The sequence below is a fragment of the Nocardia sp. NPDC019323 genome, assembly GCF_044389845.1.
In the GTDB taxonomy this organism is placed as follows: Bacteria; Actinomycetota; Actinomycetes; order Mycobacteriales; family Mycobacteriaceae; genus Nocardia; species Nocardia implantans.
The window spans coordinates 551,941-576,532 of record NZ_JBIRYN010000005.1; the positions used below are offsets into that span (position 1 = coordinate 551,941).

Sequence of the window (24,592 nt, forward strand, 5' to 3'; positions counted from 1 at the left end):
ATCGATCGGCAGGACGGTGTCAGTGTCGGAGACTCAGGGGCTCGAACGGGGAACCCAGGGAAAAGCCATCGCGATGGACCAGCTGCGCAGGGCCATCCGGCAGGGTGAGGTGGCGCCGGGGCAGCGGCTGGTGGAAGCGGAGCTGGTCGAGCAGTTCGGCGTCACCCGCGGCAGTGTGCGCGCCGCCATCGATGAACTGGTCGCCGAAGGACTGGTCGAGCGGATCCACAATCGGGGCGCCCGGGTGCGCAAGGTGTCGCGTGGGGCGGCGATCGAGATACTGGAGTGTCGCAAGGTGCTCGAGGGGTTGATCGCGGCAAAGGCCGCCCAGCACGCCACCGCCGCCGACCGGGATCGGCTGCGCGAGTACGGCGAGCAGCTCACCGCGGCGGTGCGCGACGGGGAGCCGATGAAGTATTCGAGCCTCAATCACGAGCTGCACGCCGCCCTGCGCGACATCGCCGGGCAAGCGACCGCGGCCGATCTGATCGATCGGCTCAACGCCCAGATCGTGCGCCATCAATTCCAGCTCTCGCTGCGGCCCGGTCGCCCGCAGGTCTCGCTCCGAGAACACCTGGCCGTGGTGGAGGCGGTGGTCCGAGGTGATTCGGCCGGCGCGGAACAGGCGATGCGGAACCATCTGGACAGCGTCATCGCCGCTCTGGACGAGTCGGCTGAGCAGGCGCCGTAGCAGCCGCACCTATGCGTCAACAGAATTGTTGACAATTTTGCGAGCATCCACTTACCCTCGGTCACGGGCGCGCCGCCGCGCCCGTGACCCGTTCGGTGAGAACACGTGAGGTGAGGCGATGCCCGAGAACACATCCGAGTCGCTACTGGTGGTCAGCGCCCATGCCGGCGACTTCGTCTGGCGCGCCGGTGGCGCGATCGCGCTGGCCGCTTCGCGCGGCGAGCGCGCCACCGTGGTGTGCTTGAGCTACGGCGAGCGCGGCGAATCGGCCAAGGCGTGGCGCGAAGGCAAGCAGCTCGACGAGATCAAGGCGCTACGCCGCAGCGAAGCCGAGGCGGCAGCGGATGTGCTCGGAGCCGACATCCGTTTCCTCGACGCGGGCGACTACCCCCTGATCGAGTCGCGCCAGCTGACCGACCAGCTGGTGCACATCTACCGCGAGACCCGGCCGACGGTGGTTCTGACGCACACCTTGGTCGACCCCTACAACGGCGACCATCCGGCCGCGGCGCGCATGGCCTTGAACGCCAGAATCCTCGCGCAGGCGGTGGGATACGACGCGCCGGGCCAGCCGCTAGGTGCGCCGCCGGTGTTCAGCTTCGAGCCGCACCAGTCGGAGATGTCGGAATTCCGCCCCGACGTCCTGCTCGACATCACCGAGGTGTTCGAGCTCAAGCGCAAGGCCATGCGCTGCCTGGGCGCCCAGCAGCACATGTGGACCTACTACGAGGACCTCGCCGATCGCCGCGGCGTACAGCTCAAGCGCAATGCCGGGCCGAATCTCGGCCTGCCGCACGAGACCAAGGCCGAGGCGTTCGTACGCCACTACCCCCACGTGACCGACCGGTTGTCATGACCTCGCCGGTGCGGGTCGCCGTCCTGGGATTCGGGGAAGCCGGAGCCGAATTCGCTCGCGACCTGGTCGTCGCGGGCGCCGACGTGCGGGGATTCGACCCGGAAGTCCACGCCCCGCACGGTGTGGCGCAGCGGGCCGACGAAGCCGACGCGGTACGCGACGCCGAGCTGGTGTTCAGCCTGACCACCGCCGAACAGGCGGAGGCCGCGCTGCGCGCCGGCCTGCCCGCGCTGGCGGCGGGCACGCTGTGGGCGGAGGCCAACACCTGCGCACCGGCGCTGAAGGCGCGGCTCGCCGAACAGGCCGCCCGCGTCGACGCCGAGCTGGTCGACGTGGCGATCATGGCTCCGGTGCCCGGCACCGGCCTGCACACGCCGATGTCGGTTTCCGGGCCGGGAGCGCCACGTTTCGCCGAGCTGATGAGGGGCTTCGACGTCACGGTGACGGTGGTGGCCGGCCCGGTCGGCGCCGCGAGTTCCCGCAAACTGCTGCGCAGCGTCGTATACAAAGGCCTCGCCGCGGCGGTGGTCGAGGGCTTGGCGGGAGCCGAGGCCGCGGGCTGCGCCGACTGGTTCCGCTCGCACATCGCCGCCGAATTGCGCGGCTTCGACGAGCAAACCCTGGACCGGCTGATCGACGGCACCTATCTGCACGCCGCCCGGCGCGCCGAGGAGATGGCGGCGGCCGCCGCCCAGCTCACCGACCTCGGTGTCACCCCGCACAGCGCCACCGCGACCCGCGACGCGCTGCGCGCGATCGCGAACGGGCCCGGCCCGGACAGTACTCGACCTTCAGGAGAGAAAAGATGAAATCGATTGTGGTCACCGGCCACCCCCGCGCGGCGCTCGAGGACGCGAATCGACTCGGCGAGTACGGTGTCGCGACCGTGCACGAGGCGGCAGGCCGGGTCGGCTACCTCGGCCCGCGGTTGCGGCCCGCCTGGCCGGGCGCCCGCATCGGCGGCACCGCCGTCACGGTCCTGTGCTGGCCGGGCGACAACCTGATGATCCACGTCGCCGTCGAGCAGTGCCGTCCGGGCGACGTGCTGGTCGTGGCGACGAACTCGCCCTCGACCGACGGACTGTTCGGCGAGCTGTTCGCCACCGCCTTGCAGCGGCGGGGCGTGCGCGGCGTCGTGCTCGGTTGCGGGGTGCGCGACGTCGCCGAGCTGCGCGAGATGAACTTTCCCGCCTGGTCGGCGGCGGTCAGCGCGCAGGGGTCGGTGAAGGCGACCGCCGGTGCGATCAACGTGCCGGTCGTCGTCGAAGGACAGGTGATCCATCCCGGGGATGTGATCGTCGCCGACGACGACGGCGTGACCTGTGTGCCGCGCGCGGATGTGCCCGATGTGCTGGCGGCCGCGGCCGCACGGCTGGCCAAGGAGGAAGCCTCCCGGGCGGCCTTCCAGGCGGGTGAGCTCGGCCTCGACCGCTACGGTCTGCGGGATCGCCTGGGCGATTTCGGCATCACCTACCTCTCCTACGAGGACTACCTGGCCGCGGGAGAACGGGCGTGACGGCGCCGGACGCGGGCGTTCCATGCGTGTGGATGCGGGGCGGCACATCCAAGGGCGCGTACTTCCGCGCCGACGATCTGCCCGCCGATCCCGCCGCCCGCGACGATCTGCTGCTCCGGATCATGGGCACGCCCGATCCACGGCAGATCGACGGCATCGGCGGCGCGACCTCACTGACCAGCAAAGTGGCCGTCGTGTCGCCGTCGGCCCGGCCCGACGTCGACGTCGACTACCTGTTCCTCCAGCTTGGCGTCGCCGAGGCGACCGTGTCCGACCGGCAGAATTGCGGCAACATCCTGGCCGGCGTCGGACAGTTCGCGGTCGAGTCCGGGATGGTGCGCGCGGTCGGTGACCAGTGCACGGTGCGCATCCACTTGGTCAACTCCGGCGCCACCGCCACCGCGACATTCCCGGTGCGCGACGGTCGCCCGATATACGCCGGTGACACCCGCATCGACGGCGTGCCCGGTACGGCTGCCGCAGTGTTGCTGGCTTTCCAGGACACCACGGGATCGGCCACGTCAGGGTTGTTTCCGACCGGTAGCCCGGCCGATACCGTCGACGGCGTGCAGGTAACCTGTGTCGACAACGGCATGCCGGTGATCGTCGCCGAAGCCGAGAGTTTCGGCATCACCGGATACGAGTCGCAGGCCGAACTAGCCGATGACGAGGCACTGCTGACCCGGATCGACAGCGTGCGCCGCCAGGCGGCGACGTTGATGGGCTTGGGCGATGTCGCGCGATCCTCGGTACCGAAGACGGTGCTGGTCGCTCCCGCCCGCGACGGCGGACAGGTGAGCGCGCGCTCGTTCATCCCGGTCCAGCCACACACCTCGATCGGCGTGTTCGCGGCGATCAGCGCGGTCACCGCGATGAGAACGCCGGGAGCGGTCGGTTACGACCTCACCGCGGACTGGCCCGCCGGTCCGCAACGGGTGGATGTCGAACATCCGTCCGGGCGGCTTCGAGTCGATGTCGACGTCGACACCAGCGTCTTCCCGCCGCTGGTGCGTCGCTCCGGGGTGGTCCGCACCGCTCGCAAATTGTTCGCCGGTTCGGTTTTCCCCCGCACCTGAGGCGCCTGTTCGTCAAGGAGGACATCACCATGGCACCTGGCCACGACATCGCGCATCTGGCGCACGTGCAGCTGTTCACCCCGAAGCTCGACGAGAGCATCGCGTTCTTCGTCGATTTCCTCGGCCTGCGCGTCGTCGGCTCCGACGGCGACGACGTCTACCTGCATGCCTGGGACGACTATCAGCACCATACGGTCACGCTCAGCGCGCGCAAACGTTCCGGCATCGGGCGCACCTATCTGCGGGCGTCCAGCCCCGAGGCGCTGACGCGGCGGGTCGCGGCGCTGGAAGCGGCTGGCCGTGGCATCGGCTGGACCGACGGCGAACCCGGCTTCGGGCCCACCTATGTGTTCACCGATCCGGACGGGCACGAATTCGGCCTCTACTACGAGGCCGAGTGGCACCTGGCCGAGGAGGAGACCCGGCCCGCCCTGAAGAACCAGGCCCGCGCCTATCCAGGTGGCGGAGTTCCGGCGCGACGACTCGATCACGTCAACTTCCTCGGGCGCAGCCCGGCCGACAATCGCGACTTCCTGGTCGACACGCTCGGCGGCATGGTCACCGAGCAGATCGTGCTGGACGACGGCACCGTCGCGGGCAGCTGGACGACTTTCACCAACAAGAGTTACGACCTGGTCTACACCCGCGACCATCTGGGATTCTCGGGGCGGCTGCACCACATCGCGTTCGCGGCCGACAGCCGCGCCGACATCCTGCGGGCCTGTGACGTGGCCCTGGACCAGGGCGTGTTCATCGAGACCGGCCCGCACAAGCACGCCATCCAGCAGACGTTCTTCCTCTACGTCTACGAACCCGGCGGCAATCGCGTCGAGCTGTGCAACGCCGGCGCCCGGCTGATTCTCGCGCCGGACTGGAAGCGCGTCGACTGGACCGAGGCCGAGCGCCGCAAGGGGCAGGCGTGGGGCTTGAAGACCATCGAATCGTTCCACACGCACGGCACCCCGACGGCCGAGGAACTGGCCGCGGACCACTGACCGAAATAATTGTTAACAATTTCTTCAGCAATATTGTGCGCGACATCTCCAACGTTGTAGCGTGCGTCACATGAAGTACCCCATGGATGAAAGGGACGATGTTGTCCTCGACTGAACCGAACGGCCGCGCGGCTTCCGCCGGCGGCCGACTGTCGATCCGCGTGACGACGCTCTGCTGGTTTCTCGTCCTGCTGGACGGCCTGGATCTGTTCGTCTACGGCGCCACGCTGCCCGGTGTCCTCAAGGACGAAAGCTTCGGCCTCACACCCGCCATCGCGGGCGACATCGGCAGCCTCAACACCTTCGGCATGCTGCTGGGCGCCCTGGGTTCGGGCCTGATCACCGACCGCGTCGGCCGCCGCAAGATCATCGCCGCCGGCGTGCTGATCTTCACCGTCGCCGCGGCCGTCTGCGGCGCGGCGCCCAACGTCGAGATCTTCGGCGCGGCCCGCTTCTTCGCCGGCATCGGCCTCGGCGGCCTGCTGCCGACCGCCATCGCGCTGGTCATGGAATACGCTCCCGCGCATCGCAAGAACCTCAGCGTCACCGTGCTGATGACGGCCCATCAGGCAGGCGGCGCGATCGCGGGCGCCGTGGCGATGACGATCGTGGAATCCCTCGGCTGGCGCTCGGTCTACTGGTTCGGCGCGGCGCCGGTGGTGATCGCACTGCCCGCCATCCTGTTCCTGTTGCCGGAATCGCTGACCTACCTGCTGGCCTCGGGCAAACAGCAGAAGGCCGAGGCGATCGCGAACAGGTTCGGCGTCTCGTTGGCGGCGTTCGCACCGGAAGCAGGCTCACAGCAGCGGCGCGCGAAAGTCACCGCGCTGTTCACCCCGGCGCTGCGGGGAACGACGGCTTTGTTCTGGATCGCGTCGTTCGGCGGCCTGCTGCTGGTGTACGGCGTGAACACCTGGCTGCCGACCATGATGCGCGGCCACGGCTACAACCTCGGGTCGGCCATCAGCTTCCTGCTCGTGATCAATATCGGCGGCATCGTCGGCATGCTGGTCGCCGGACGCCTGGCCGATCTGTTCGGGCCGCGCCGGGTCACCGTCATCTGGTTCGCGATCACCTGTGTCGGCATCGGACTGCTCGCGGTCCACATGCCGCTGGTCGTCACCTACGTCAACGTATTCCTCACGGGCGGTTTCCTGTTCAGCGCGCAGACTCTGATCTACGCCAGCGTGGGCACCTACTACCCGCCCAGCGTCCGGGCGACCGCGCTCGGCTGGGTCGCGGGCGTCGGCCGCACCGGAGCCGTCTTCGGCCCATGGCTGGGTGGCATCCTGGTCTCCCACCAGGTGTCGAACTGGGGTTTCGCGGTGTTCGCGCTCGCCGCTCTCATCGCGGCGGTGATGGTCGGTCTGGTGCGCGCGCGTCCGCTTACCGAGCCGGCACCCGATCGTGTCGCTCCAGCCGCGCCCCGAACCGTGGACCTGGCGTCCTGATCCTCCCGTGGCCGGCGACGTGCCGATGAAGCGCCAGGTCCGCTCCGCCGCGGGCCTGGCGCCCCCATCGCCTGCCGGAGTTTCTCCACGCGCCGCCCGGCGTCACCTTCGGTCGAGTCTGCTCATCCGCGGGTGCGCCGACAGCTGCAATTGCCCGGTCCAGCTGTCGGTTTCATGGGCGATCACCTCGTTGACCCGGTAGGAGAAGTCCCGCAGCAGGCCCATCCTGCGGTCGATCTCTCCGTTCGAGTTCGCGGGCGCGCGCGAGACGGAAGCCCACTCGAGCTGGAAGTCGCACAGCATCGCGTTGATCGACTGGGCGCTGCGGAGGTCGCGCATCCACGCGGTGGACACGCCGAAGAGCCGGTCGCATGCCAGGCTTCCTGCGGCGCAGGCGAGCAGGATGTATCCCCAGCTCGGGTTGATGGCGTCGACGCCCGCGGTGGTCAGCAGCGGCACCAGGATTCCGAGTAGGCCGAGCACGATCAGCGCCGCGGTGAGGGCTAGGCTGGCCCGCCGCTTCGTCAGACCGTCCCGCGAATACCACTCGCGTGCGTCCATGGCATACGCCTCGACGCGTTGGAACAGCCGGGCAAGGGTCTCATCGGAACTCGACCAATCGGCGGAGCGGAGGTCCAGCGAACGCGGCACTCCGAGGTCCTGCGAGCGATCCCCGCCGAGGGGCGATCGGTGCTCTGTCACGGCCCGTACTGTATCTCCCCTGGCGCTCCCGAATCACCTTTCGCCCGTTTGCCGGTCGGGCCGAACGGTGCCGCGGACCTCGACGATGACGCGGGCGTAGTTCTTATCGATGCTGTTCGATTCAGCTTGCACTACAACACATTTCGAGACAGCGCCCAGTCGCGGACCGGGTCCGGTCGCGCCGTGCCCAAGGGTGCGGACGCGGTGGATTGCACGAAAGTTGCGACTTAGTAACGGATTCGGGCAGCTCGCGTCCCACGGCAAGGCGTCGGTCACAACCAGCGCCGGGACCGAAGAGACTTCCGACGGCACCGATGGAATTGTGCGACCGGCCCTACCCTCCGATGAGTCGGTCACTCCCGTCCGACCGCGGGTACGTCGTCGCGACCTCGTCGGTAACCGCTTTACTCGGAGGATTCAGAATCCCGTTGATCGCAATCATTTTCCGGCCATTGCGCAGCTCCTAGTGTCGGAGAACCCTGCTGAGCACCGTGCCCGAGGACGACCGCAGCCGGGGATCGCCATGTCCGCCTCGGTTCCGCAGCGAACCGATCCTCGATTTCGGAGCGACGTGCAGCCAACTCCCTGGTCAGCGAAGGACTCTCGGCTCGAGCGAGTACCGGACGCGACGCCGGGACGGCTCGGCGCATCGCGCGCATCCCGGCACGCGCTGCACGGCCACCGGGGCTATCTCGGCGCCGCGGCAGGCAGCCTCGTCACGCTGATCCTGCTGTTCCAGCCGTGGCTCATGGCGGCGGGCGCCGACGGCAGAGCCAGTGCGAATGCCTTCGGCCGGATCACCGCGACCACCTCGTATCTCAACGTCTGGTCGGCGACGCAACCGCCCACCGCGCGGATCAGCGGCGCCCTGGCGCTGCTGTCCGCGGGCGCGATCGTCATGACCGTCTGCGTGGTGGCGGTGAATCTCCGGCTGCGCACCGAGATCCTGGCGCGCGCGGCGACGGCGTGCGCGGTGACGACCGCGGCGCTGGTCGCGCTCACCGTGCTCTACGTCAACAGCAAGGCTCCCGAGCTGCGCGCCATGCTCGCGCGCTCCTCGGACTTCGGCGGGCAGGTCGGCATGGTGACCAGCTGGGCGTTCGGCAACGGCAGCCTGATCGCGCCGGGGGTGCGGCAGGTCTCCTACAACACCGCGGGACTCACCCACTGGCCCCTGCTCGCCGGGGTCACCTCGCTGGGCTCGGCCGTCGTCGCCGTCGCCCAATGGGCATACAACCGTCCGGCCACCTCACTGCGGCTGCCGCGACTCGCCGGTGCGCGTTCCGGCGAACCGGCCGGGCGCGTCGAGTGAGCGGGCCGGCACGCCACCACGCGCTCCGCTGACTCCCCGCCGATCCGGGGTAGGACCAGCGCCGCACCCCCTGCGGCGGCACACCGTGACCGGCCGCGGTCGCCGGGCGATCCGCGCTGAACTACCGGACACCGAGGGACTCTCCGGTGCGGAAAGTAACCGGCGCAGCGGACTTTCGGCCCTACGGCCACGCCGCGCGCCGCGGGCACAGTCGTGCCAGGTGAGTCGGTGGGGCGAGAGCAGTGGAGGATGGGATGTCGCTGGTGTCGGAGGCGTGGTCGTCGACGTCGTTCCCGGAAGTCGCCGTGTTCGCCGCGGGCCGGGTGCCCGCACTCGAGCGGGAGCGCTTCGCCGGCACCGTGTGCCGTCTGCTGTCGCGCTTCCCTGCCGCGGGCAGCGCCCGCCTGCGGATCACGGGGCCCGATCACGACGACGGCCCGATGGTCGTCCAGGTGAATCTGTCCGTCGGCGGCACGCCGGCACGCATCCAGACACTGGCGCGACGCCGTGGTGACGCGTTGCCGACGCTGGTGCGGTTGGAACGGCAGATCAAGGCGTTGCAGAAGACGTGGGAGCCGCGTCCGTGGCCGGATCCGGGTCGTCGGCCGCTGGACGCCCCCGGTCCGGGCGAACTGGTCCGCCGCAAGGTCGTCGCGCTGATGACCTGCGGGTTGCCCGCGGCGGCGGCGATCATGGACGCGATGGATTACGACGCGCATCTGTTCACCGATGCCGAGACCGGAGAGGACGCCGTCGTCCACCGCGCAGGGCCGTTCGGGCTGCGGATGGCGCGCCAGCACAGCGTTCATACCCCGCCCTGGATCGCGGGCACTCCCGGACTGGTCACCATCAATCCCCGCCCGGCCCCGGAGCTGACCGAAACCCGAGCCGTGGCACGGGTATGCGAATACGGCTTGCCGTCGCTGTTCTACACCGACTCGGCGTCGGGACGCGGCCGTCTGATGTATCGCCGCTACGACGGCGGCCTGACGCTCGTCGCACCCGCCGACCGCATCGACACCGTCACCGCCTGAAACCGCACTCCCCGGCGCTGCCCGTCCGGCACCGGTCGTCGCCGGTCACGCCCGGACCGAGCCGTTATCGATCACCTCTCCTTCCGAACCATGCGCAAAAGAAAGGCGGACACGACGTTGGCGCGTGATCTGACACAGCTGGAGATTCTCACCGAACTGGAACAATTCGCGGGCGCCGCGTTGGACCGGCACCTGTCCATGGTCAAGGAGTGGCATCCCCACGACTACGTGCCGTGGGACGCGGGACACAACTTCGCGATGCTGGGCGGAATCGATTGGGAGCCGAGCCAATCGCGACTGTCGGAGGTGGCGAAGGCGGCTTTGATCACGAATCTGCTCACCGAGGACAATCTTCCCTCCTATCACCGCGAGATCAGCGCGAACTTCTCCCGAGACGGCGCGTGGGGCTCGTGGGTGGGACGATGGACCGCCGAGGAGGCCCGCCACAGCATCGTCCTGCGCGACTACCTCGTCGTCACCCGGGCTGTCGACCCGGTCGCCTTGGAGAACGACCGTATGGCGCACATGTCCCACGGTTTCGCCGCGCCGATGCAGCGCACGGACACCTCCGGTGACGGCGGATTCCTGTTCTCGGTGGCTTACGTGTCCTTTCAAGAGTTGGCGACCCGCATCAGCCATCGCAACACGGCGGCCGTCTGCGACGATCCGGTCGCCGACCGCATGCTGCAACGCATCGCCGCCGACGAGAACCTGCACATGATCTTCTACCGCGGCATGTGCGCCGCCGCCCTGGATCTGGTGCCCGATCAGGCCATCGAAGCGATCGACCTGATCGTGCGCAATTTCCGGATGCCCGGCACCGGCATGCCCAACTTCCGGCGCAACGGCGTCCTCATGGCCAAACACGGCATCTACGATCTGCGCCAGCATTCGGAAGAAGTGCTGCAACCGGTCATCCGGCAGTGGAACGTATTCGAGCGCGACGACTTCGGTCCGCGCGGCGAGCAAGCCAGGGAACGACTCGCCGCCTTCCTGGACGACCTCGAGCACGTGCGCATTCCCCGGTTCGAGGAACAACGCGACCGCGCCCTCGCGCGGGAAGCGCGCCGGGGTGTCGGCACCGTGGCGGGATAGTGGCACCGGAGGGATCCTGGCCGGCGAAACGGGCGTCAGCCCACATAGCGCCGCGCGGCGGAATGGCGCTGGGATTCTTCCAGCAGAACGAGCCCCGCCTCCACTCGCGGCGGCAGGACTTTTCGTTCGCGCAGCACCCACGGCATCCCGCGCAGCGTGTCGAGAACGGCCGCCGCGGTCGTCAGGTCGGCCGGGGCCGATCTGAGCACCACGGCGGTCCGCCGCGCGGCGCTGCGGGCCGGGCGGCGCAACCACAGCGTCCACAGCGTGTTCCGGATGCCGAGGCGGCGACGATGGGTCGGGTCCCGGGTGGTGGACGGCTCGTGGTGGATCACGATGTCCTCCACCCAGCACATCCACCAGCCGTACGCCGCGAGGTCGAGCGCGAGCAGTTCCTCTTCCCCACCGAACCACAGGCGCCGGGAGAACCCGCCGACCTGACGGAACGCGCTGACCCGGAAGGCGGACAGCGCCGCCATCACGCCGAGCAGGGCGGGGCCTGGCAGCCAGTCGGGCCCGGCGACCGGCGAGTAGCGCAGTTCCGGCGTGATCGGGTCTTCGCGGAGGTCGGGGGCGACCAGGCAGCGTCCCGTCACCGAGCCGAGGCCCGGATACCGGTCGAGTAGATCGGCCGCGCGGGTCAACGCGCCCGGCTGCCAGCGGGTGTCGTCGTCGCAGAACGCCACGTACGGCGTGACCACCCGCTCGACCGCGATGTTCCTGGCCACCGCGCCCAGGTTGTCCGCCGAGCGGATGAGCTGCACGGAAGGGAACGCCGCGGCGACCGCGTCGGCCGTTCCGTCGGTGGAATCGTTGTCGACAAGGATGATCGGGGCCGCGTCGGCGAGCGCGGTCATGTGGGCGAGGGTGTGCAGCAGTTGCTCGCGCCGGTTGCGGGTGATGATGACGACCGTCATCCGTTCCGTTGGCATCCGTCACTTCCTTCCGTGGGCGAGTTCCAGAGTTCTGGCCCTGCGCTCGATCTCCGGCGGCAGCCTGCGCCGCTGCGCCAGCGCCCTGGGCAGGCGGCGCACGATCCCGGCGAACGCCAGCACCGTTCCCGGGTCGCGCACCGTCCGGCACAGCAGGCTCGCGGACTCGGCCGCGCACCGCCGCAGCGGCCTGCGCATCCAGGCGATCAACGCGTTGTTGCGCTGTTCGGCCCGTCTGCGCCACGCCTGCGGCGGCCGCCGCGCCGAGGGGTGGTGATGGGCGCGCACCCGCGCCACGTAACAGAGGTCCCAGCCGCACGCCGCCATGTCGAGTGACAGCAACCGTTCTTCGGCGCCGAAATGCAGGAGCGGGCTGAACCCGGACGCCTGTAGATACGCGTCTTTGCGCACGATCGCCGCGCAGGCGAGAAAGCCGAGAACCAACGGGCCCGGCAGCCCGGGGGGATGCCCGAGCGGGCTGGTCGCCATCAGTTCGTTGACCGGATCGTCACGGTGGTCGGCGCCGACGAGCGTGCGTCCCGCGACCAGGCCCAGCCGTGGATGGGCGTCCAGCACCCGCTCGGCTTCCCCGAGCGCGTCCTCGGCCCACCACGAGTCGTCGTCGCTGAACGCGACGTAGGGCGTCCGGGCCAGCGCGACGCCGAGGTTGCGCGCCGCGGCGCCGAGATTGCGGGGCAGCCGGACAACGCGCACCCCGGGGAACGCCTCCGCCACGTCGGCCGTGTCGTCGACCGAAGCGTTGTCCAGCACCACGATCGCGGGTGCCGGGCGCAGTGCGCGCAGTTCGGTCAAGGTTCGGCACAGTTCGGCGGCGCGATTGCGGGTGGCGATGACGACGGTGGTCTTCGCCACCGCCGGCGCGCTCACGCCGGCCGTCCCGCGAGCAGTTCCTCGAGCAGGTCGCTGGTGAGGGTGTCGGCGACGGGGAACTCCCGCCGCCGCGCCCGTTCGCGCCCCGCGGGCGCCAGGCACCAGCGCCACCACTGATCGAACGCGCCTGTGTCGGCGGTCTGCTCGGCGCCGACCAGCGCGGGCCAGTCCAGCGCCTTCGCCTGCGCGGTGACTTTTCCGCCGCCCGCGACGGGATCCACCGCCAGCACCGGGATACCGGCGCGCAGTCCCAGCACCATGCCGTGCAGCCGCGTGGTGATCACCGCGTCCAGGCGAGCGAACACCGACGCGAGCTGGTCGGGCGTGCGGCACAGCCGCCAGTCGTCGGAGGTCAATCTGGTGTCGAGCGGCAGTCGCGCGCAGTCGAGTTCGCGCAGCCACCGCAGCAGCGCGCGATGCACCGAGCGGTGCCTGCGGGCCATGCCGTATTCGGCTTGGCCCGGGGCGAAGACGACACCCACCACCGGGACGCTCACCGTGGACGCCCCGACCGCGATGTCCGGTCGCGCCACGGACGGACTGTCGCGCGGCAAGATGCGGTGGAACCCGGTGACCGCGGCATCGGCCGGATCGAGGATGGAGACGCCCACCGCGATGCGCCTGCAGTTCGCGTACCGCTCGTGCAGGAACCGGACCTGCTCACCGTGCGCGGGCCCGCAGACGAAAACGAGGTGCGAATAGCGTCCGGAGTCCGCGTCGTCCAGATGCATCGCGTCGGAACGAAACCCCGGGCTCCACGCCGTGTCGTGCGGGATCGCGGCGGAGGCCAGAGCGTCACACACTCGGCTCATGCTCAACACGTCCCCGGCCGTCGCTTCCCCGTGCAGGAAGCTGGGCCACCCGGTGACAAGTACCCGCATGTCTGTGCCCATACCCGCCGCACCCCAGGTCAATCAGCCGTGTCTTGGTTCGGTGACCGCGAACTTCGCACATCGCGGGCCGGTGGCCTAGCTCGGGGCCGCGCGCAGGTGCACGACCTTCGTCTGGGTCATCTCGTCCAGCAATTCCGGCCCGTAGCCGAAGCCGGATCCGCTGGCGCGCCGCGGGTGCGCCGCTCCGCCGGGCGCGCCGCCGAAGACGGAGTTGATCTTCACCGTGCCCACCGGCAGTTCCCGCCACGCGAGCTGGGCATGGGCCATCGAAGGCGTCAACACGGTGGCCGCGAGACCGTAGTCGTCGGTGGCGGCCTCCTCGATGCCGTGCTCGAACGTGTCCACCACTCGCACCGGCGCGACCGGACCGAAGGTTTCCTCCCGCATGATCCGCATGGCCGGATCGCACTGTGTCAGCACGGTGGCCGGATAGTGCGCACCGGCGCCGTCCGGCAGCACGCCGCCGGTCAACAGCTCGGCGCCGTGCTCGACCGCGTCGCGGACCTGCGCGTGGACCTGCTCGCGGTGGCGCCGGTCGACCAGCGGGGCCGGCTTCCACGACTCGGCCTCGGCCACCAAGGCCGCCAGGAATGATTCCGCGACGTCCCGGTGTACGAAGATCCGCTCGACCGACACGCAGATCTGACCGGAGTTCGCGAACGCGCCGAGGGCCGCCTGCCCGGCCGCCCAGACGGGATCCACTCCGGCGTCGACCACGAGCGCGTCGTTGCCGCCGTTCTCCAGCAGTGCCTTCGCGCCCGTGTTCGCCACGCTCCGCGCGATCGACCGTCCCGTGGCCGTGCTGCCGACATGCGCGACGACGTCCACATCCAGCCGCGCGGCCAGCAGCGCGCCCACCCTTCCGTCGCCTTGCACCGTCTGCAGAACGCCCTCGGGAAGCGTGCCGGCCAGCAACTCACCGAGCAGACCTCCGGTATGCGGCGCGCGTTCGCTCGGCTTGTACACGACGGTGTTTCCGGTGACCAGTGCCGCGCCGAGCAAACCGCAGGACACCGCAACGGGATCGTTCCACGGTGTCAGGGCGACGACGACGCCGCGCGGTTCCCACACCATGAGATCGGTCGCTTCGAAAGCCCCCTGCAGGCTTCTGCCTCGGTGCAGCGGTCCCAGTTCGGCATATTGCTCCAGCGTCGCGGCACCCGCCAGCACCCCCTCCTTGCTCTCCGACCGCGGACGTCCGGTTTCGAGCCGGTTGAGTTCGGCCAACTCGTCGGCGCGCTCGCGCAGCAGAGCGGCGCCGGCACGGACGGCGGCGGCCCGCTCGGCCGCCGGAGTACGCGCCCACGCGGATTGCGCGCGATTTGCCATACCCACTTGCCGATCGATCTGCGCGAGATCAGTCATCGGCACCTTGCCGACGGCGGCTCCGCTGGCGGGATCGACGATCTCGATCGTTTCGGTCGCGCGGAGTCCGGTGGCGGACGGGGCAGCGTTGGGTGCGCTCATGTCGCGGCCATTGCCTGGCTTCCGCGGTTCAAACCGGTCGTGCCACAGCCGTGTCGATATCGCCGCACGGCACGTTCACCAGGCTCGATAGCTGAGAGGTTGCTGCCGTGCCGCGCCGACCAGGTTTGATCCGGCGGTAATAGGCAAGAGCTACCGGCATGGCCGAAAAGACCGAGCGGCTCACGGTGCTGCTGTGGCACGTGCACGGCTCATGGACGACGTCGTTCGTCCAAGGGCGGCACCGTTATCTGCTGCCCGTGCTGGCAGGCGGCGGACCGTGGGGCCGTGGACGGTGCGGTCGCGACTGGCCTTCGGCGGCGGAAGTGCCCGCGGATCGCTTGCGCGAAACCGAGCCGGACGTGGTCGTGCTGCAGCGCCCGGAGGAAATCGATCTCACCGGACGCTGGCTCGGTCGTCGCCCCGGGGCCGATATTCCCGCCGTCTACGTCGAGCACAACGCCCCGCGTCCCAGCGCGGCCACCACCAGCCATCCCCTGTCCGATCGCGCCGACATCCCGCTCGTGCACGTCACCCACTTCAATAACTTGATGTGGGACAACGGACGCGCGCCCACCCGGGTGGTGCCGCACGGAATCGTCGACCCCGGCGCGCTCTACACCGGTGAACTGCCCCATGGCGTGGCGCTGATCAACGAACCGACGCGGCGCGGGCGGATCACCGGAAGCGATCTGCTGCCGGACTTCGCGATGGCGGGACCGATCGACCTGTACGGCATCGGCGCGGCCGATTACACGGCCGACAGATCCACCGGCCACCCGATCCGCGGCGTCGGGGATCTGCGGCAGTCGGCGTTGCATCCGGAAATGGCGCGCAGGAGGGTGTATCTGCACACCGCGCGCTGGACCTCGCTCGGATTGTCCCTGCTGGAAGCCATGCACTTGGCCATGCCGGTGGTGGCCATCGCCACCACCGAGGCCGTCATGGCCGTGCCGCCGGAAGCCGGTGCGATCTCCACCGACGTCGCGGCGCTCACCGCGAAGTTCCACGAATTCCTCCACGAACCCGATCTCGCGGCGCTCGCGGGCAAGTCGGGACGGCAGTTCGCGCTGGAGCACTACGGCCTCGGGGTCTTCCTGCGCCGGTGGGATGCCCTGCTCGCCGAGGTCACCGAATGAAGGCAGTGTCCCGGAGAGAGAAGGCGGAGTCATGAAGATCGCGATGGTGTCCGAACACGCCAGCCCGCTCGCCGTGCTGGGCGGGGTCGATGCCGGCGGGCAGAACGTGCATGTCGCCGAGCTGTCCGCGGCCCTGTGCGGGCAGGGGCACGAGGTCACCGTCTACACGCGCAGGGAGGACGCCGACGCGCCGGACACGGTCACCGCCGAACAGGGTTACCGCGTGGTTCACGTTCCGGCCGGTCCCGCTCGTGTGCTGCCGAAGGACGAGTTGCTGCCGCATATGGTCGAATTCGGTGTCTTCCTGCGCGAGCAGTGGCGCGACGTCCGGCCGGATGTGGTGCACGCGCATTTCTGGATGTCCGGGCTCGCGGCCTTGTCGGGGGCACGCCCCACCGGCGTTCCCGTGGTCCAGACATTTCACGCGCTGGGCGTGGTGAAGCGCCGCCACCAAGGCGCCGACGACACCAGTCCGGCCGACCGGGTGCGCCTGGAGCGGCTGATCGCCGAACAAACCGACCGCATCATCGCCACCTGCACCGACGAGGTGTTCGAACTCGCCAGGTTCGGCGTGCCCCGGTCCAGGACCTCGGTGATCCCGTGCGGCGTGGATCTCGCGCAGTTCACACCCGACGGACCGGCGGAACCGAAGTCGGCCGAGCACCGGATGATCAGCGTCGGAAGATTGGTGCCGCGAAAAGGTTTCGACACCGCGATCACCGCGCTCACCAGCCTGCGCGACACCGAGCTGGTGCTGGTCGGCGGCCCGGACGACGCCGAACTCGCCGACGACCCGGAGGGCAAGCGGCTGCTGACGCTGGCGGAGGAGCTGGGCGTGCGCGACCGGTTGCACATGCTGGGGCGGGTGCCGCGGACCCGGATAGCTCCGCTGCTGAGATCGGCGGACGTCGCGGTGTGCACACCGTGGTACGAACCGTTCGGGATGACGCCGCTGGAAGCGATGGCATGCGGCATTCCCGTGGTGGCCACCGCGGTGGGTGGTCTCATCGATACCGTCGTCGACGGTGTGACCGGCAGGTTGGTCCCTGCGCGCGAGCCGGCGGAACTGGCCGACGCGGTAGGCGATCTGCTGACCACGCCCGGGCTCAGGGAGCGCTGCGGCCGCGCCGGGCGCGAACGCGTCGAAGCGCGTTATTCATGGGACCGGATCGCCACGGAGACCCTCCACGCCTACCACCGGGTGATCGCATCCGGCGCCCGCCGCGGGAGCGGGCCCACCGATGGCGGTGCGGTCGACGTCGCGGAGCTTCCTCCCGAGGCGCCGTCGACTGACCACGGTGTGCGCGCGAGCGGTCAAGGATAGGCGGCGTCATGTCCGAACCCCGCGAACGTGCGTTGGTCACCGGCGGCTGCGGATTCGTCGGATCACACCTGTGCGAGCAGTTGCTCGACGCGGGCACCACGGTGGTCGCGCTCGACAACTTCGCCACGTCCACACCGGACAATGTCGCCCGGCTGCTGGACCGCCCCGGATTCGAACTCGTTCAGCACGATGTCACCGAGCCATTGCCCGCGATGGGCGTTTTCGACGTCGTCTTCCATCTCGCCTCGGCCGCATCGCCGCCGGACTACCTGCGCCTGCCGATCGAGACATTGCGGGCGGGCGCTCTCGGCACCGCCAACGCCATCGACGCGGCCGAGCGGAATCGGGCTCGTTTCGTGCTCGCGTCGACGAGTGAGGTCTACGGCGACCCCGCTGTCCACCCGCAGCCCGAGCATTACTGGGGTCACGTCAATCCGGTCGGCCCGCGCAGCGTCTACGACGAGGCGAAGCGGTACGCCGAGGCTTTCACGATGGCCTTCCGCCGGGAACGCGGGGTGAATACGGGAATCGCCCGGATCTTCAACACCTACGGCCCCCGCATGCGTACCGACGACGGCCGGATGGTGCCCACCTTCATCGCCCAGGCGTTGTCGGACGCGCCGCTCACCGTCGCGGGCACCGGCGAGCAGACCCGCTCACTGTGCTATGTCGACGACACGGTGCGCGGCCTGCTCGCGCTGGCCTCGACCGACCATCCGGGCCCGGTCAACATCGGCAATCCGCACGAGATCTCCGTGCGCCGCCTCGCCGAGGAGATCCGGGCGGCGATCGGCAGCCGTTCCATCGTGACGTATGTCGACGGCGCCATCGATGATCCGCAGCGGCGCTGCCCGGACATCTCGCTGGCCCGGCGTGCGTTGGGCTGGTGGCCGTTGGTCGACAGGGAGGAGGGCCTGCGGCGCACGATCGATTGGTTCGCCGGTCGAACAACCGAGCCGGCCGAAGAATCCGTGCGCTGACCGGGGCCGGACGGCGAAGCGGTTTAGTCGTGACTTCAGCGGGTAGCGCCCCCCTTGTATGCCAGCGGGCGAACCGACAGGTCCCGCGCGTCTCGAAGTCTCGAACAGAAAGGCGGCCCGGTGCGCATTCTCGGAATCAACGCGATTTTTCATGATCCTGCTGCGGCTCTGATCGTGGACGGCGAGATCGTCGCGGCCGCCGAGGAAGAGCGGTTCACCCGTCGCAAGCACGGCAAGCGCCCGGTTCCGTTCTCCGCGTGGGAACTGCCCGAACAGGCGGCCGCCTGGTGTCTGGAGCGAGCGGGGTTGCGTCCCGATCAGCTCGACGCCGTCGGCTACTCCTACGACCCGCGACTGGTCGACCATTCGCTCGGCGGTCTGGATCGCAAAAGCGAGGCGACCAGAACGGACTACGCGTTCCGAGCGCCGGCTTTCCTCGCGGCCGCGTTGCCCGGACTCGATCCCACGATCGTGCGTTTCGTGCGGCATCACTTGGCGCATGCCGCGTCCGCGGCTCTGGCGGCCCCCTCCGGCGACTCGGCGGTGCTGGTGGCCGACGGACGCGGGGAGAGCCAGTCCTATCTGGCCGGAGAATACCGAGACGGCAAGTTCGTCGAGCTGGCGGCGCAGCAGCTGCCGCACTCGCTCGGATTGATGTACGAGGACCTCACCGCGCATCTGGGATTCACCAGATCCAGCGACGAATACAAGGTCATGGCACTGGCCTCCTACGGAACGCCCCGGTTCCTCGATCGGTTCCGCGAACTGGTGTACGCCACCGGCGACGGCGGTTTCCGCACCGAGCCCGTGCGCTGGCCGGACTTCGCGCCCGCGGTCACCGACGGCGAGTTCGGTCGCGATCACGCCGACCTCGCCGCGAGCGTCCAGCGACGACTCGAGGACGTACTGCTGGAGTTGACCTCCTGGCTGCATCGCCAGACCGGGCAGCGAACCCTGACCCTGGCCGGTGGTATCGCGCTGAACTGCGTGGCCAACAGTCGTCTGCACGCCGAAGGCCCCTACGAACGGATCTGGGTGCAACCTGCGGCGGGCGACGCAGGCACCGCGCTGGGCGCCGCGCTGCAATTGGCGGCGGAATTCGGGGAGCGCGTGACCCCGATGCCGGGGGCCGACCTCGGACGCGAGTGGACGGACGCGGAACTGGAAACCGTTCTCCGCACGGCCGAGGTCCGCTACACCAAATCCGACGACATCGCGGCGGAAGTAGCGCAGGCGCTCGCGCAAGATCAGGTCGTCGCCTGGTTCCAGGGCCGGGCCGAATTCGGCCCGCGCGCACTCGGTCACCGTTCACTGCTGGCGCATCCGGGCCGATCGGAGAATCTCGAACGCCTCAACGACGTGAAAGGGCGCGAGCAGTTCCGGCCCCTGGCACCGATGGTGCTCGCCGACCGGGCGTCCGAGATCTTTACCCGCGGACCGCTGCCCAGCCCGTACATGCTGTTCGTGCACGACGTCGCGCCGCGGTGGCGGGAGCGGATTCCGGCCGTGACCCATGTGGACGGCACGGCGCGGGTGCAGACCGTCGATCCCGCGGACAAGCCGGTCCTGGCGCGAATGCTGGCGGAGTTCGAGCGGCGCACGGGTCTGCCGGTGGTGATCAACACGAGCCTGAACACGGCGGGCAGGCCGATGGTCGATTCCCCGCGCGACGCCCTCGAATGCTTCGGTTCGGCGCCCATCGATCTGCTCGCCATCGGGTCGTTCGTGGTCCGCCGCCCATGAACGGCCACACCGTGGACTACAGCATCGTGATCCCGACCATGGGCCGGGAAAGTCTTCGCGTGCTGCTCGCGTCGCTGGCCACCGCGTCGGGTCCGAAGCCACGGGAGATCATCGTGGTGGACGACCGGCCCCGCGAGGGGGACCTCCCGCTGCCCGCGACGGCGCCATCGGTTCAGGTCATCCGCTCGGGTGGACGCGGACCCGCCGCGGCCAGGAACGCGGGATGGCGGCACGCGTCCGGCACCTGGATCGCTTTCCTGGACGACGACGTGCTCACCGCGCCGGATTGGCCTGCCCGCTTGGCCGAGGATCTGCACGGTCTCGACGACGACACGGCGGCTTCCACGGCCCGCATCGAGGTTCCGCTGCCGAAGCACCGCAGGCCGACCGACGCGGAGCGCGGGATCGCACGGCTGGCCACGGCGCGCTGGATCACGGCGGACATGGCCTACCGCAGGTCAGCGCTGGTCGCGGTCGGCGGCTTCGACGAACGATTCCCGCGCGCCTTCCGTGAGGACGCCGATCTGGCGCTGCGGGTCTGTCTGGCGGGCTACGCCATCGCCGAGGGCCGGCGCGTCACTCGTCACCCACTGCGCGAATCGGGCCCCATGGCCAGTGTCCGAGCACAACGCGGCAACGCCGACAACGCCTTGCTGCGCCGGAAGTACGGCGCTCGATGGCGGGCCCGGATCGGCGAAGAGGCCGGGCTCCTGCGCCGCCACGCGCTCACCACGGCCGCAGGCGCCGGGGCCATGGCGCTGGGCCTCGCGGGCCGCGGACGCCCTGCTCTCGCGGCCGCGGCGGTGTGGCTGGCGCTGACCGGTGACTTCGCCGCGCGCCGCATCGCACCCGGCCCCCGCACGGCCGCCGAGATCGGCCGAATGACACTGAGCAGCGCGCTGATACCACCGGCGGCATGCTGGCACCGGCTGCGCGGCGAGCTGCGCCACCGCGACGCGACCCACGCCTCGCCCCTGGCATTGCTGTTCGACCGCGACGACACCCTCATCGTCGACGTCCCTTACCTCGCCGACCCCACCGAGGTCCGGCCGGTGCCCGGAGCCGTCGAGGCGCTGCGCAGAGTCCGCGCGGCAGGCATCCAGGTCGGCGTCGTGAGCAACCAGTCCGGCGTGGCGCGCGGGTTGATCAGCCGCGAACAGCTGGCGGCGGTGAACTCCCGGGTCGATGAGGTGCTCGGGCCGTTCGGGACGTGGCAGGTATGTGTGCACGGCGAAGGCGACGGCTGCGGGTGCCGCAAACCCGAGCCGGGCCTGATCCGGCAGGCCGCGGCGGATCTCGGCGTCGACATCGGCAGGTGCGTGGTCATCGGCGACACCGGCGCCGACGTCGCCGCCGCGCAGTCCGCGGGCGCACGCGCGATCCTGGTGCCGACGGCGCGAACCCTTCCCGACGAGGTGCGGCACGCCCGTCGCGAAGCGACCGTGGCGCGGGATCTGACCGAAGCCGTCCGGCTGGCGATGGCGGGTGTGCCGTGACCGGCCGGGCGCTGGTGGCGCGCATGGACAATTTCGGCGATGTGCTGCTGGCGGGGCCGTGCGTGCGAGCGGTGGCGGCGCACGCCGATTCGGTGACGCTGCTGGCCGGCCCGCGCGGCCGGGCCGCCGCGGAGCTCTTGCCCGGTGTCGACCAGGTGGTGACCTGGCGCGCGCCGTGGATCGATCTGGAGCCGCCCGCGGTCACGCCGGCGGGCATCGACGCTTTCGTCGAGCGGATCCGCGCGCTCGAGGTGGACGTTGCGTTGATTCTCACGTCTTTCCACCAGTCCCCACTGCCGCTGGCGCTGTTGCTGCGGATGGCCGGTGTTCCGTGGATCGGGGCGATCTCGGAGGACTACCCCGGTTCGTTGCTGGATCTGCGCCATCACGTCGAGGGCGATCCGCCCGAAGCCGAACGCGCGCTGTCGCTGGCCGCAGCGGCCGGTTTCCGGCTGCCGCCCGGTGACGACGGGAAACTCGCCGTCCGGCAGCCGTTGCCGAAAGTCGGCGGGCTCACCGGCGAACCGGGTTACGTGGTCGTGCATCCCGCCGCGTCGGTGCCTGCGCGGCAGCCCTCATCGTCCCGGTCGGCGGCCATCGTCGCCGCGCTGACCGGCGCCGGTCATCGGGTGATCGTGACCGGCGCACCCTCCGACCGGCCGCTCACCGGCGCGGTCGCGGGCAGGCACGGCCTCGATCTCGGCGGAGCGACCACCTTGCCCGAGCTGGCCGCGGTGCTGCGCGACGCGAGCGTCGTGGTGGCGCCCAACACGGGCCCTGCGCATCTGGCCGCGGCCGTCGGGACCCCCGTGGTCTCGCTGTTCGCGCCGGTCGTGCCCGCCGAACGGTGGGCGCCCTACGGCGTGCCGGTGGCCATGCTCGGTGACCAACGCGCGCCGTGCCGCGGCAGCAGAGCCAGGATCTGCCCGGTGGCGGGCCACCCGTGCCTCGACTCGATCGCCCCCGAGCAGGTCGTCACGGTAGCCGAAGAACTGGGTGCGGGCAGAGCTGCGCGTCCGCGGACAGGAGGTGCGCGGTGATCGAGGAGCATTTCGCGGCGTTGCATGCGGCGCTGGACCGCACCAGCTGCTTCGCACCCGATATCCGCAGATGGGGACGGCATCTGGCGGTCGTGCTCGACAACGGCGGGCGACTGCTCGCCTGCGGCAACGGCGGCAGCGCCGCCGAAGCCCAGCACCTGACCGGTGAACTGGTCGGCCGCTTCCGCCACGAGCGCCGTCCGTTCTCGGCGATCGCCCTGCACGCCGACACCTCGGCCGGCACCGCGATCGTCAACGACTACGGCGAAACCGAACTGTTCGCCCGGCAGGTCCGCGCGCACGGCAGACCCGACGACATCCTGATCTTGCTGTCCACCAGCGGCACCAGCCAGAACGTGGTGGCCGCGGCGAAAGCCGCGCACGACATCGGTGTCACCACATGGGCCATGACCGGGCCCGCGCCCAATCCGCTCGCCGCACTGTGCGACGACGCCCTTGCCGTCGACGCGCCCACCACGGCCACTGTGCAGGAAGTGCATCTGGTCCTGGTGCACGCCCTGTGCTCGGCCCTGGACGACGCACTGGGGGTACCGACATGAAACCGTTGGTCGTGATCGGCGACAGCATGCTGGACGTCGACATCGAAGGGGTCGCCGAGCGGTTGTCGCCCGAAGCGCCCGTGCCCGTGGTCGACGTGGAACGCCAGTGGACGCGCCCCGGCGGCGCCGGATTGGCCGCCGCGCTGGCCGCGCAGTCGGTCGCCGAGGTCTCGCTCATCACGGCGACCGCCGACGACCACGACGGCCGCACCCTCACCAGACTCCTCGAGCAGCATGTCCGAGTCGTTCCGATCACGTTGCGCGGCAAGACGATACGCAAGACGCGGGTGCGCGCCGCAGGGCAGTCGCTGCTGCGACTGGACACCGGCGACGGCACCGCCGACGGCGGCTCGCTGAGCGCTTCGGTCACCAGGACACTGCGGGCGGCGGGCGCGATTCTCGTCGCGGACTACGGCCGAGGTGTCGCCGCGCACCCGCGGATCAGGAGCCTGCTGACCGAACTTGCCCGGTCCGTACCGGTGGTGTGGGATCCGCATCCGCGTGGCCCCGCGCCGACACCCGGGACGCAGCTGGTCTCGCCGAACCTGAAGGAGGCGCGGCAGTTCGCTCCGGGATACGTCGAGCCCGACGAGCTGGCGAAGGTGCTCCGGGACGAGTGGGCAGCGGATTCCGTCGCGGTCACCACCGGTCCGGGTGGTGCGGTCCTGGCCAACGGGAAGCGGCTCACCGTCGTTCCGGTCCCTGCCGGAGTTCGTCTCGCCGGCCATTCCGGCACCGACACGTGCGGAGCTGGTGACCGATTCGCCTCGGCCGCGACCGCCGCGCTGTTCGACGGCTGCACGGTGGCCGACGCCGTGTCGCACGCCGTCGACGCGGCGGCCAAGTTCGTCGCGGCGGGCGGCGCGGCCACGTTGTCCACGTGCGACAGCGCGGCCGTCGCCACGACGGGCGCGACCGAGCCGAACGAGTCGGCGTTCGAGGTGGCGGCGCGGATCAGGGCGCGCGGCGGCAGGCTGGTCGCCACCGGCGGCTGTTTCGACCTGCTGCACCCCGGCCACGTGAGTTTGCTGCGCCAAGCGCGCGCCATGGGTGACGCCTTGGTGGTCTGCCTCAATTCCGATGCGTCGGTGCGGCGCCTGAAAGGGCCGCACCGTCCGATCGTCACGGCGCGCGACCGTGCCCGGCTGCTGGCCGAATTGTCTTCGGTGGACGCCGTCGTCGTCTTCGACGAGCCGTCACCGAGCGCGTTGCTGGACCGCCTTCGCCCCGATGTCTGGGTCAAGGGCGGCGATTACTCCGGCGTCGATCTGCCCGAGGCCGCGGTCGTTCGCGGTTACGGCGGCGAGATCGCGCTGATTCCCACTGTTCCCGGTTACTCGACAACACAACTGGTCGCCGCGAGCCGGGCAGGCGCGGGCGACCCGAGAACGTAAGGAGCACG

At 70.0% G+C, this 24,592-nt stretch carries 23 protein-coding genes; 18 read left to right on the top strand and 5 right to left on the bottom strand.

The genetic code is table 11. From position 1 onward, the window contains the following. The first annotated feature begins 22 nt into the window (after positions 1-22). The 7 genes from ACH49X_RS21920 to ACH49X_RS21950 all read left to right on the top strand — a co-directional run bounded on the left by ACH49X_RS21920 (position 23) and on the right by ACH49X_RS21950 (position 6,585). On the top strand, positions 23-691 hold the full coding sequence (locus tag ACH49X_RS21920) for a GntR family transcriptional regulator (protein ID WP_357206209.1): 669 nt from the start codon (positions 23-25) through the stop codon (positions 689-691). 118 nt (positions 692-809) lie between these two features. Continuing rightward, positions 810-1,547 (top strand): PIG-L deacetylase family protein, encoded by a 738-nt coding sequence (locus ACH49X_RS21925; RefSeq protein WP_195081088.1) that lies wholly within the window; start codon positions 810-812, stop codon positions 1,545-1,547. After that, positions 1,544-2,356, top strand: coding sequence for a DUF1932 domain-containing protein (locus ACH49X_RS21930; RefSeq protein WP_357206211.1), 813 nt, complete (start codon positions 1,544-1,546; stop codon positions 2,354-2,356). Before ACH49X_RS21925 ends, ACH49X_RS21930 begins: the two co-directional genes overlap by 4 nt. Beyond that, positions 2,353-3,063 (top strand): 4-carboxy-4-hydroxy-2-oxoadipate aldolase/oxaloacetate decarboxylase, encoded by a 711-nt coding sequence (locus ACH49X_RS21935; protein WP_357206213.1) that lies wholly within the window; start codon positions 2,353-2,355, stop codon positions 3,061-3,063. Before ACH49X_RS21930 ends, ACH49X_RS21935 begins: the two co-directional genes overlap by 4 nt. Beyond that, positions 3,060-4,139 (top strand): 4-oxalomesaconate tautomerase, encoded by a 1,080-nt coding sequence (locus ACH49X_RS21940; protein ID WP_357104808.1) that lies wholly within the window; start codon positions 3,060-3,062, stop codon positions 4,137-4,139. The genes ACH49X_RS21935 and ACH49X_RS21940 overlap by 4 nt, the downstream gene beginning before the upstream one ends. 29 nt (positions 4,140-4,168) lie before the next feature. Then, positions 4,169-5,134, top strand: coding sequence for a VOC family protein (locus ACH49X_RS21945; protein ID WP_195081084.1), 966 nt, complete (start codon positions 4,169-4,171; stop codon positions 5,132-5,134). A 161-nt stretch (positions 5,135-5,295) separates the two neighbouring features. Next, positions 5,296-6,585, top strand: coding sequence for an aromatic acid/H+ symport family MFS transporter (locus ACH49X_RS21950; RefSeq protein ID WP_357206215.1), 1,290 nt, complete (start codon positions 5,296-5,298; stop codon positions 6,583-6,585). 102 nt (positions 6,586-6,687) lie between these two features. On the opposite strand, the gene ACH49X_RS21955 is transcribed toward ACH49X_RS21950, so the two are convergent. Beyond that, positions 6,688-7,287 carry an SLATT domain-containing protein gene (locus tag ACH49X_RS21955; protein WP_195081082.1) on the bottom strand — a complete coding sequence of 200 codons (600 nt, stop codon included), beginning with the start codon at positions 7,285-7,287 and terminating at the stop codon, positions 6,688-6,690. Positions 7,288-7,858: 571 nt separating this feature from the next. Between ACH49X_RS21955 and ACH49X_RS21960 the strand changes: the two genes are divergently transcribed. The 3 genes from ACH49X_RS21960 (at position 7,859) to ACH49X_RS21970 (ending at position 10,728) form a co-directional block, all read left to right on the top strand. Continuing rightward, the gene (locus tag ACH49X_RS21960) at positions 7,859-8,599 is read left to right on the top strand and encodes a hypothetical protein (RefSeq protein ID WP_357206217.1); all 741 of its coding nucleotides are present in this window, start codon (positions 7,859-7,861) and stop codon (positions 8,597-8,599) included. A gap of 254 nt (positions 8,600-8,853) precedes the next feature. Beyond that, positions 8,854-9,633, top strand: coding sequence for a sigma 54 modulation/S30EA ribosomal C-terminal domain-containing protein (locus ACH49X_RS21965; RefSeq protein ID WP_357104802.1), 780 nt, complete (start codon positions 8,854-8,856; stop codon positions 9,631-9,633). Between the two features lie 117 nt (positions 9,634-9,750). After that, positions 9,751-10,728: an acyl-ACP desaturase gene (locus tag ACH49X_RS21970; RefSeq protein ID WP_357206236.1), complete on the top strand. Its 978-nt coding sequence runs from the start codon at positions 9,751-9,753 to the stop codon at positions 10,726-10,728. A 35-nt stretch (positions 10,729-10,763) separates the two neighbouring features. Here the strand turns inward: ACH49X_RS21970 and ACH49X_RS21975 are convergent, their stop codons facing one another. From ACH49X_RS21975 to ACH49X_RS21990, 4 genes are all read right to left on the bottom strand, one after another. Next, positions 10,764-11,660 (bottom strand): glycosyltransferase family 2 protein, encoded by an 897-nt coding sequence (locus ACH49X_RS21975; RefSeq protein ID WP_195081079.1) that lies wholly within the window; start codon positions 11,658-11,660, stop codon positions 10,764-10,766. Between the two features lie 3 nt (positions 11,661-11,663). Then, on the bottom strand, positions 11,664-12,548 hold the full coding sequence (locus tag ACH49X_RS21980; protein WP_323124284.1) for a glycosyltransferase: 885 nt from the start codon (positions 12,546-12,548) through the stop codon (positions 11,664-11,666). Continuing rightward, a complete protein-coding gene (locus tag ACH49X_RS21985; RefSeq protein ID WP_324722411.1) occupies positions 12,545-13,444 on the bottom strand; it encodes a polysaccharide pyruvyl transferase family protein in 900 nt (299 codons plus the stop codon). The genes ACH49X_RS21980 and ACH49X_RS21985 overlap by 4 nt, the downstream gene beginning before the upstream one ends. A gap of 75 nt (positions 13,445-13,519) precedes the next feature. After that, positions 13,520-14,911, bottom strand: coding sequence for an aldehyde dehydrogenase family protein (locus ACH49X_RS21990; protein ID WP_357104795.1), 1,392 nt, complete (start codon positions 14,909-14,911; stop codon positions 13,520-13,522). Between the two features lie 158 nt (positions 14,912-15,069). On the opposite strand from ACH49X_RS21990, the gene ACH49X_RS21995 reads away from it, so the two are divergent. The 8 genes from ACH49X_RS21995 to rfaE2 all read left to right on the top strand — a co-directional run bounded on the left by ACH49X_RS21995 (position 15,070) and on the right by rfaE2 (position 24,584). After that, positions 15,070-16,047 carry a glycosyltransferase gene (locus tag ACH49X_RS21995; protein WP_195081077.1) on the top strand — a complete coding sequence of 326 codons (978 nt, stop codon included), beginning with the start codon at positions 15,070-15,072 and terminating at the stop codon, positions 16,045-16,047. A 31-nt stretch (positions 16,048-16,078) separates the two neighbouring features. Beyond that, a complete protein-coding gene (locus ACH49X_RS22000) occupies positions 16,079-17,371 on the top strand; it encodes a glycosyltransferase (RefSeq protein WP_357104789.1) in 1,293 nt (430 codons plus the stop codon). An 8-nt stretch (positions 17,372-17,379) separates the two neighbouring features. Further along, positions 17,380-18,351 (top strand): NAD-dependent epimerase/dehydratase family protein, encoded by a 972-nt coding sequence (locus ACH49X_RS22005; RefSeq protein WP_357104786.1) that lies wholly within the window; start codon positions 17,380-17,382, stop codon positions 18,349-18,351. A 120-nt stretch (positions 18,352-18,471) separates the two neighbouring features. Continuing rightward, positions 18,472-20,094 (top strand): carbamoyltransferase, encoded by a 1,623-nt coding sequence (locus ACH49X_RS22010; RefSeq protein WP_195081074.1) that lies wholly within the window; start codon positions 18,472-18,474, stop codon positions 20,092-20,094. Then, positions 20,091-21,590 (top strand): HAD-IIIA family hydrolase, encoded by a 1,500-nt coding sequence (locus ACH49X_RS22015; protein ID WP_357104782.1) that lies wholly within the window; start codon positions 20,091-20,093, stop codon positions 21,588-21,590. Before ACH49X_RS22010 ends, ACH49X_RS22015 begins: the two co-directional genes overlap by 4 nt. Next, positions 21,587-22,630, top strand: a complete 1,044-nt coding sequence (locus ACH49X_RS22020; protein WP_195081072.1) for a glycosyltransferase family 9 protein — start codon at positions 21,587-21,589, stop codon at positions 22,628-22,630. Before ACH49X_RS22015 ends, ACH49X_RS22020 begins: the two co-directional genes overlap by 4 nt. Next, a complete protein-coding gene (locus ACH49X_RS22025; protein ID WP_195081071.1) occupies positions 22,627-23,190 on the top strand; it encodes an SIS domain-containing protein in 564 nt (187 codons plus the stop codon). Before ACH49X_RS22020 ends, ACH49X_RS22025 begins: the two co-directional genes overlap by 4 nt. Further along, positions 23,187-24,584, top strand: coding sequence for a D-glycero-beta-D-manno-heptose 1-phosphate adenylyltransferase (gene rfaE2, locus ACH49X_RS22030; RefSeq protein ID WP_357206220.1), 1,398 nt, complete (start codon positions 23,187-23,189; stop codon positions 24,582-24,584). Before ACH49X_RS22025 ends, rfaE2 begins: the two co-directional genes overlap by 4 nt. The last annotated feature ends 8 nt before the right edge of the window (positions 24,585-24,592 follow it).

What these genes read in the sequence shown, in the direction of transcription:
- ACH49X_RS21925 (WP_195081088.1), top strand. Translation starts at nt 810, where the DNA reads ATGCCCGAGAACACATCCGAGTCGCTACTGGTGGTCAGCGCCCATGCC.
- ACH49X_RS21930 (WP_357206211.1), top strand. Translation starts at nt 1,544, where the DNA reads ATGACCTCGCCGGTGCGGGTCGCCGTCCTGGGATTCGGGGAAGCCGGA.
- ACH49X_RS21935 (WP_357206213.1), top strand. Translation starts at nt 2,353, where the DNA reads ATGAAATCGATTGTGGTCACCGGCCACCCCCGCGCGGCGCTCGAGGAC.
- ACH49X_RS21945 (WP_195081084.1), top strand. Translation starts at nt 4,169, where the DNA reads ATGGCACCTGGCCACGACATCGCGCATCTGGCGCACGTGCAGCTGTTC.
- ACH49X_RS21965 (WP_357104802.1), top strand. Translation starts at nt 8,854, where the DNA reads ATGTCGCTGGTGTCGGAGGCGTGGTCGTCGACGTCGTTCCCGGAAGTC.
- ACH49X_RS21975 (WP_195081079.1), bottom strand. Translation starts at nt 11,660, where the DNA reads ATGCCAACGGAACGGATGACGGTCGTCATCATCACCCGCAACCGGCGC.
- ACH49X_RS21985 (WP_324722411.1), bottom strand. Translation starts at nt 13,444, where the DNA reads ATGGGCACAGACATGCGGGTACTTGTCACCGGGTGGCCCAGCTTCCTG.
- ACH49X_RS21990 (WP_357104795.1), bottom strand. Translation starts at nt 14,911, where the DNA reads ATGAGCGCACCCAACGCTGCCCCGTCCGCCACCGGACTCCGCGCGACC.
- ACH49X_RS21995 (WP_195081077.1), top strand. Translation starts at nt 15,070, where the DNA reads ATGGCCGAAAAGACCGAGCGGCTCACGGTGCTGCTGTGGCACGTGCAC.
- ACH49X_RS22000 (WP_357104789.1), top strand. Translation starts at nt 16,079, where the DNA reads ATGAAGATCGCGATGGTGTCCGAACACGCCAGCCCGCTCGCCGTGCTG.
- ACH49X_RS22005 (WP_357104786.1), top strand. Translation starts at nt 17,380, where the DNA reads ATGTCCGAACCCCGCGAACGTGCGTTGGTCACCGGCGGCTGCGGATTC.
- ACH49X_RS22015 (WP_357104782.1), top strand. Translation starts at nt 20,091, where the DNA reads ATGAACGGCCACACCGTGGACTACAGCATCGTGATCCCGACCATGGGC.
- rfaE2 (WP_357206220.1), top strand. Translation starts at nt 23,187, where the DNA reads ATGAAACCGTTGGTCGTGATCGGCGACAGCATGCTGGACGTCGACATC.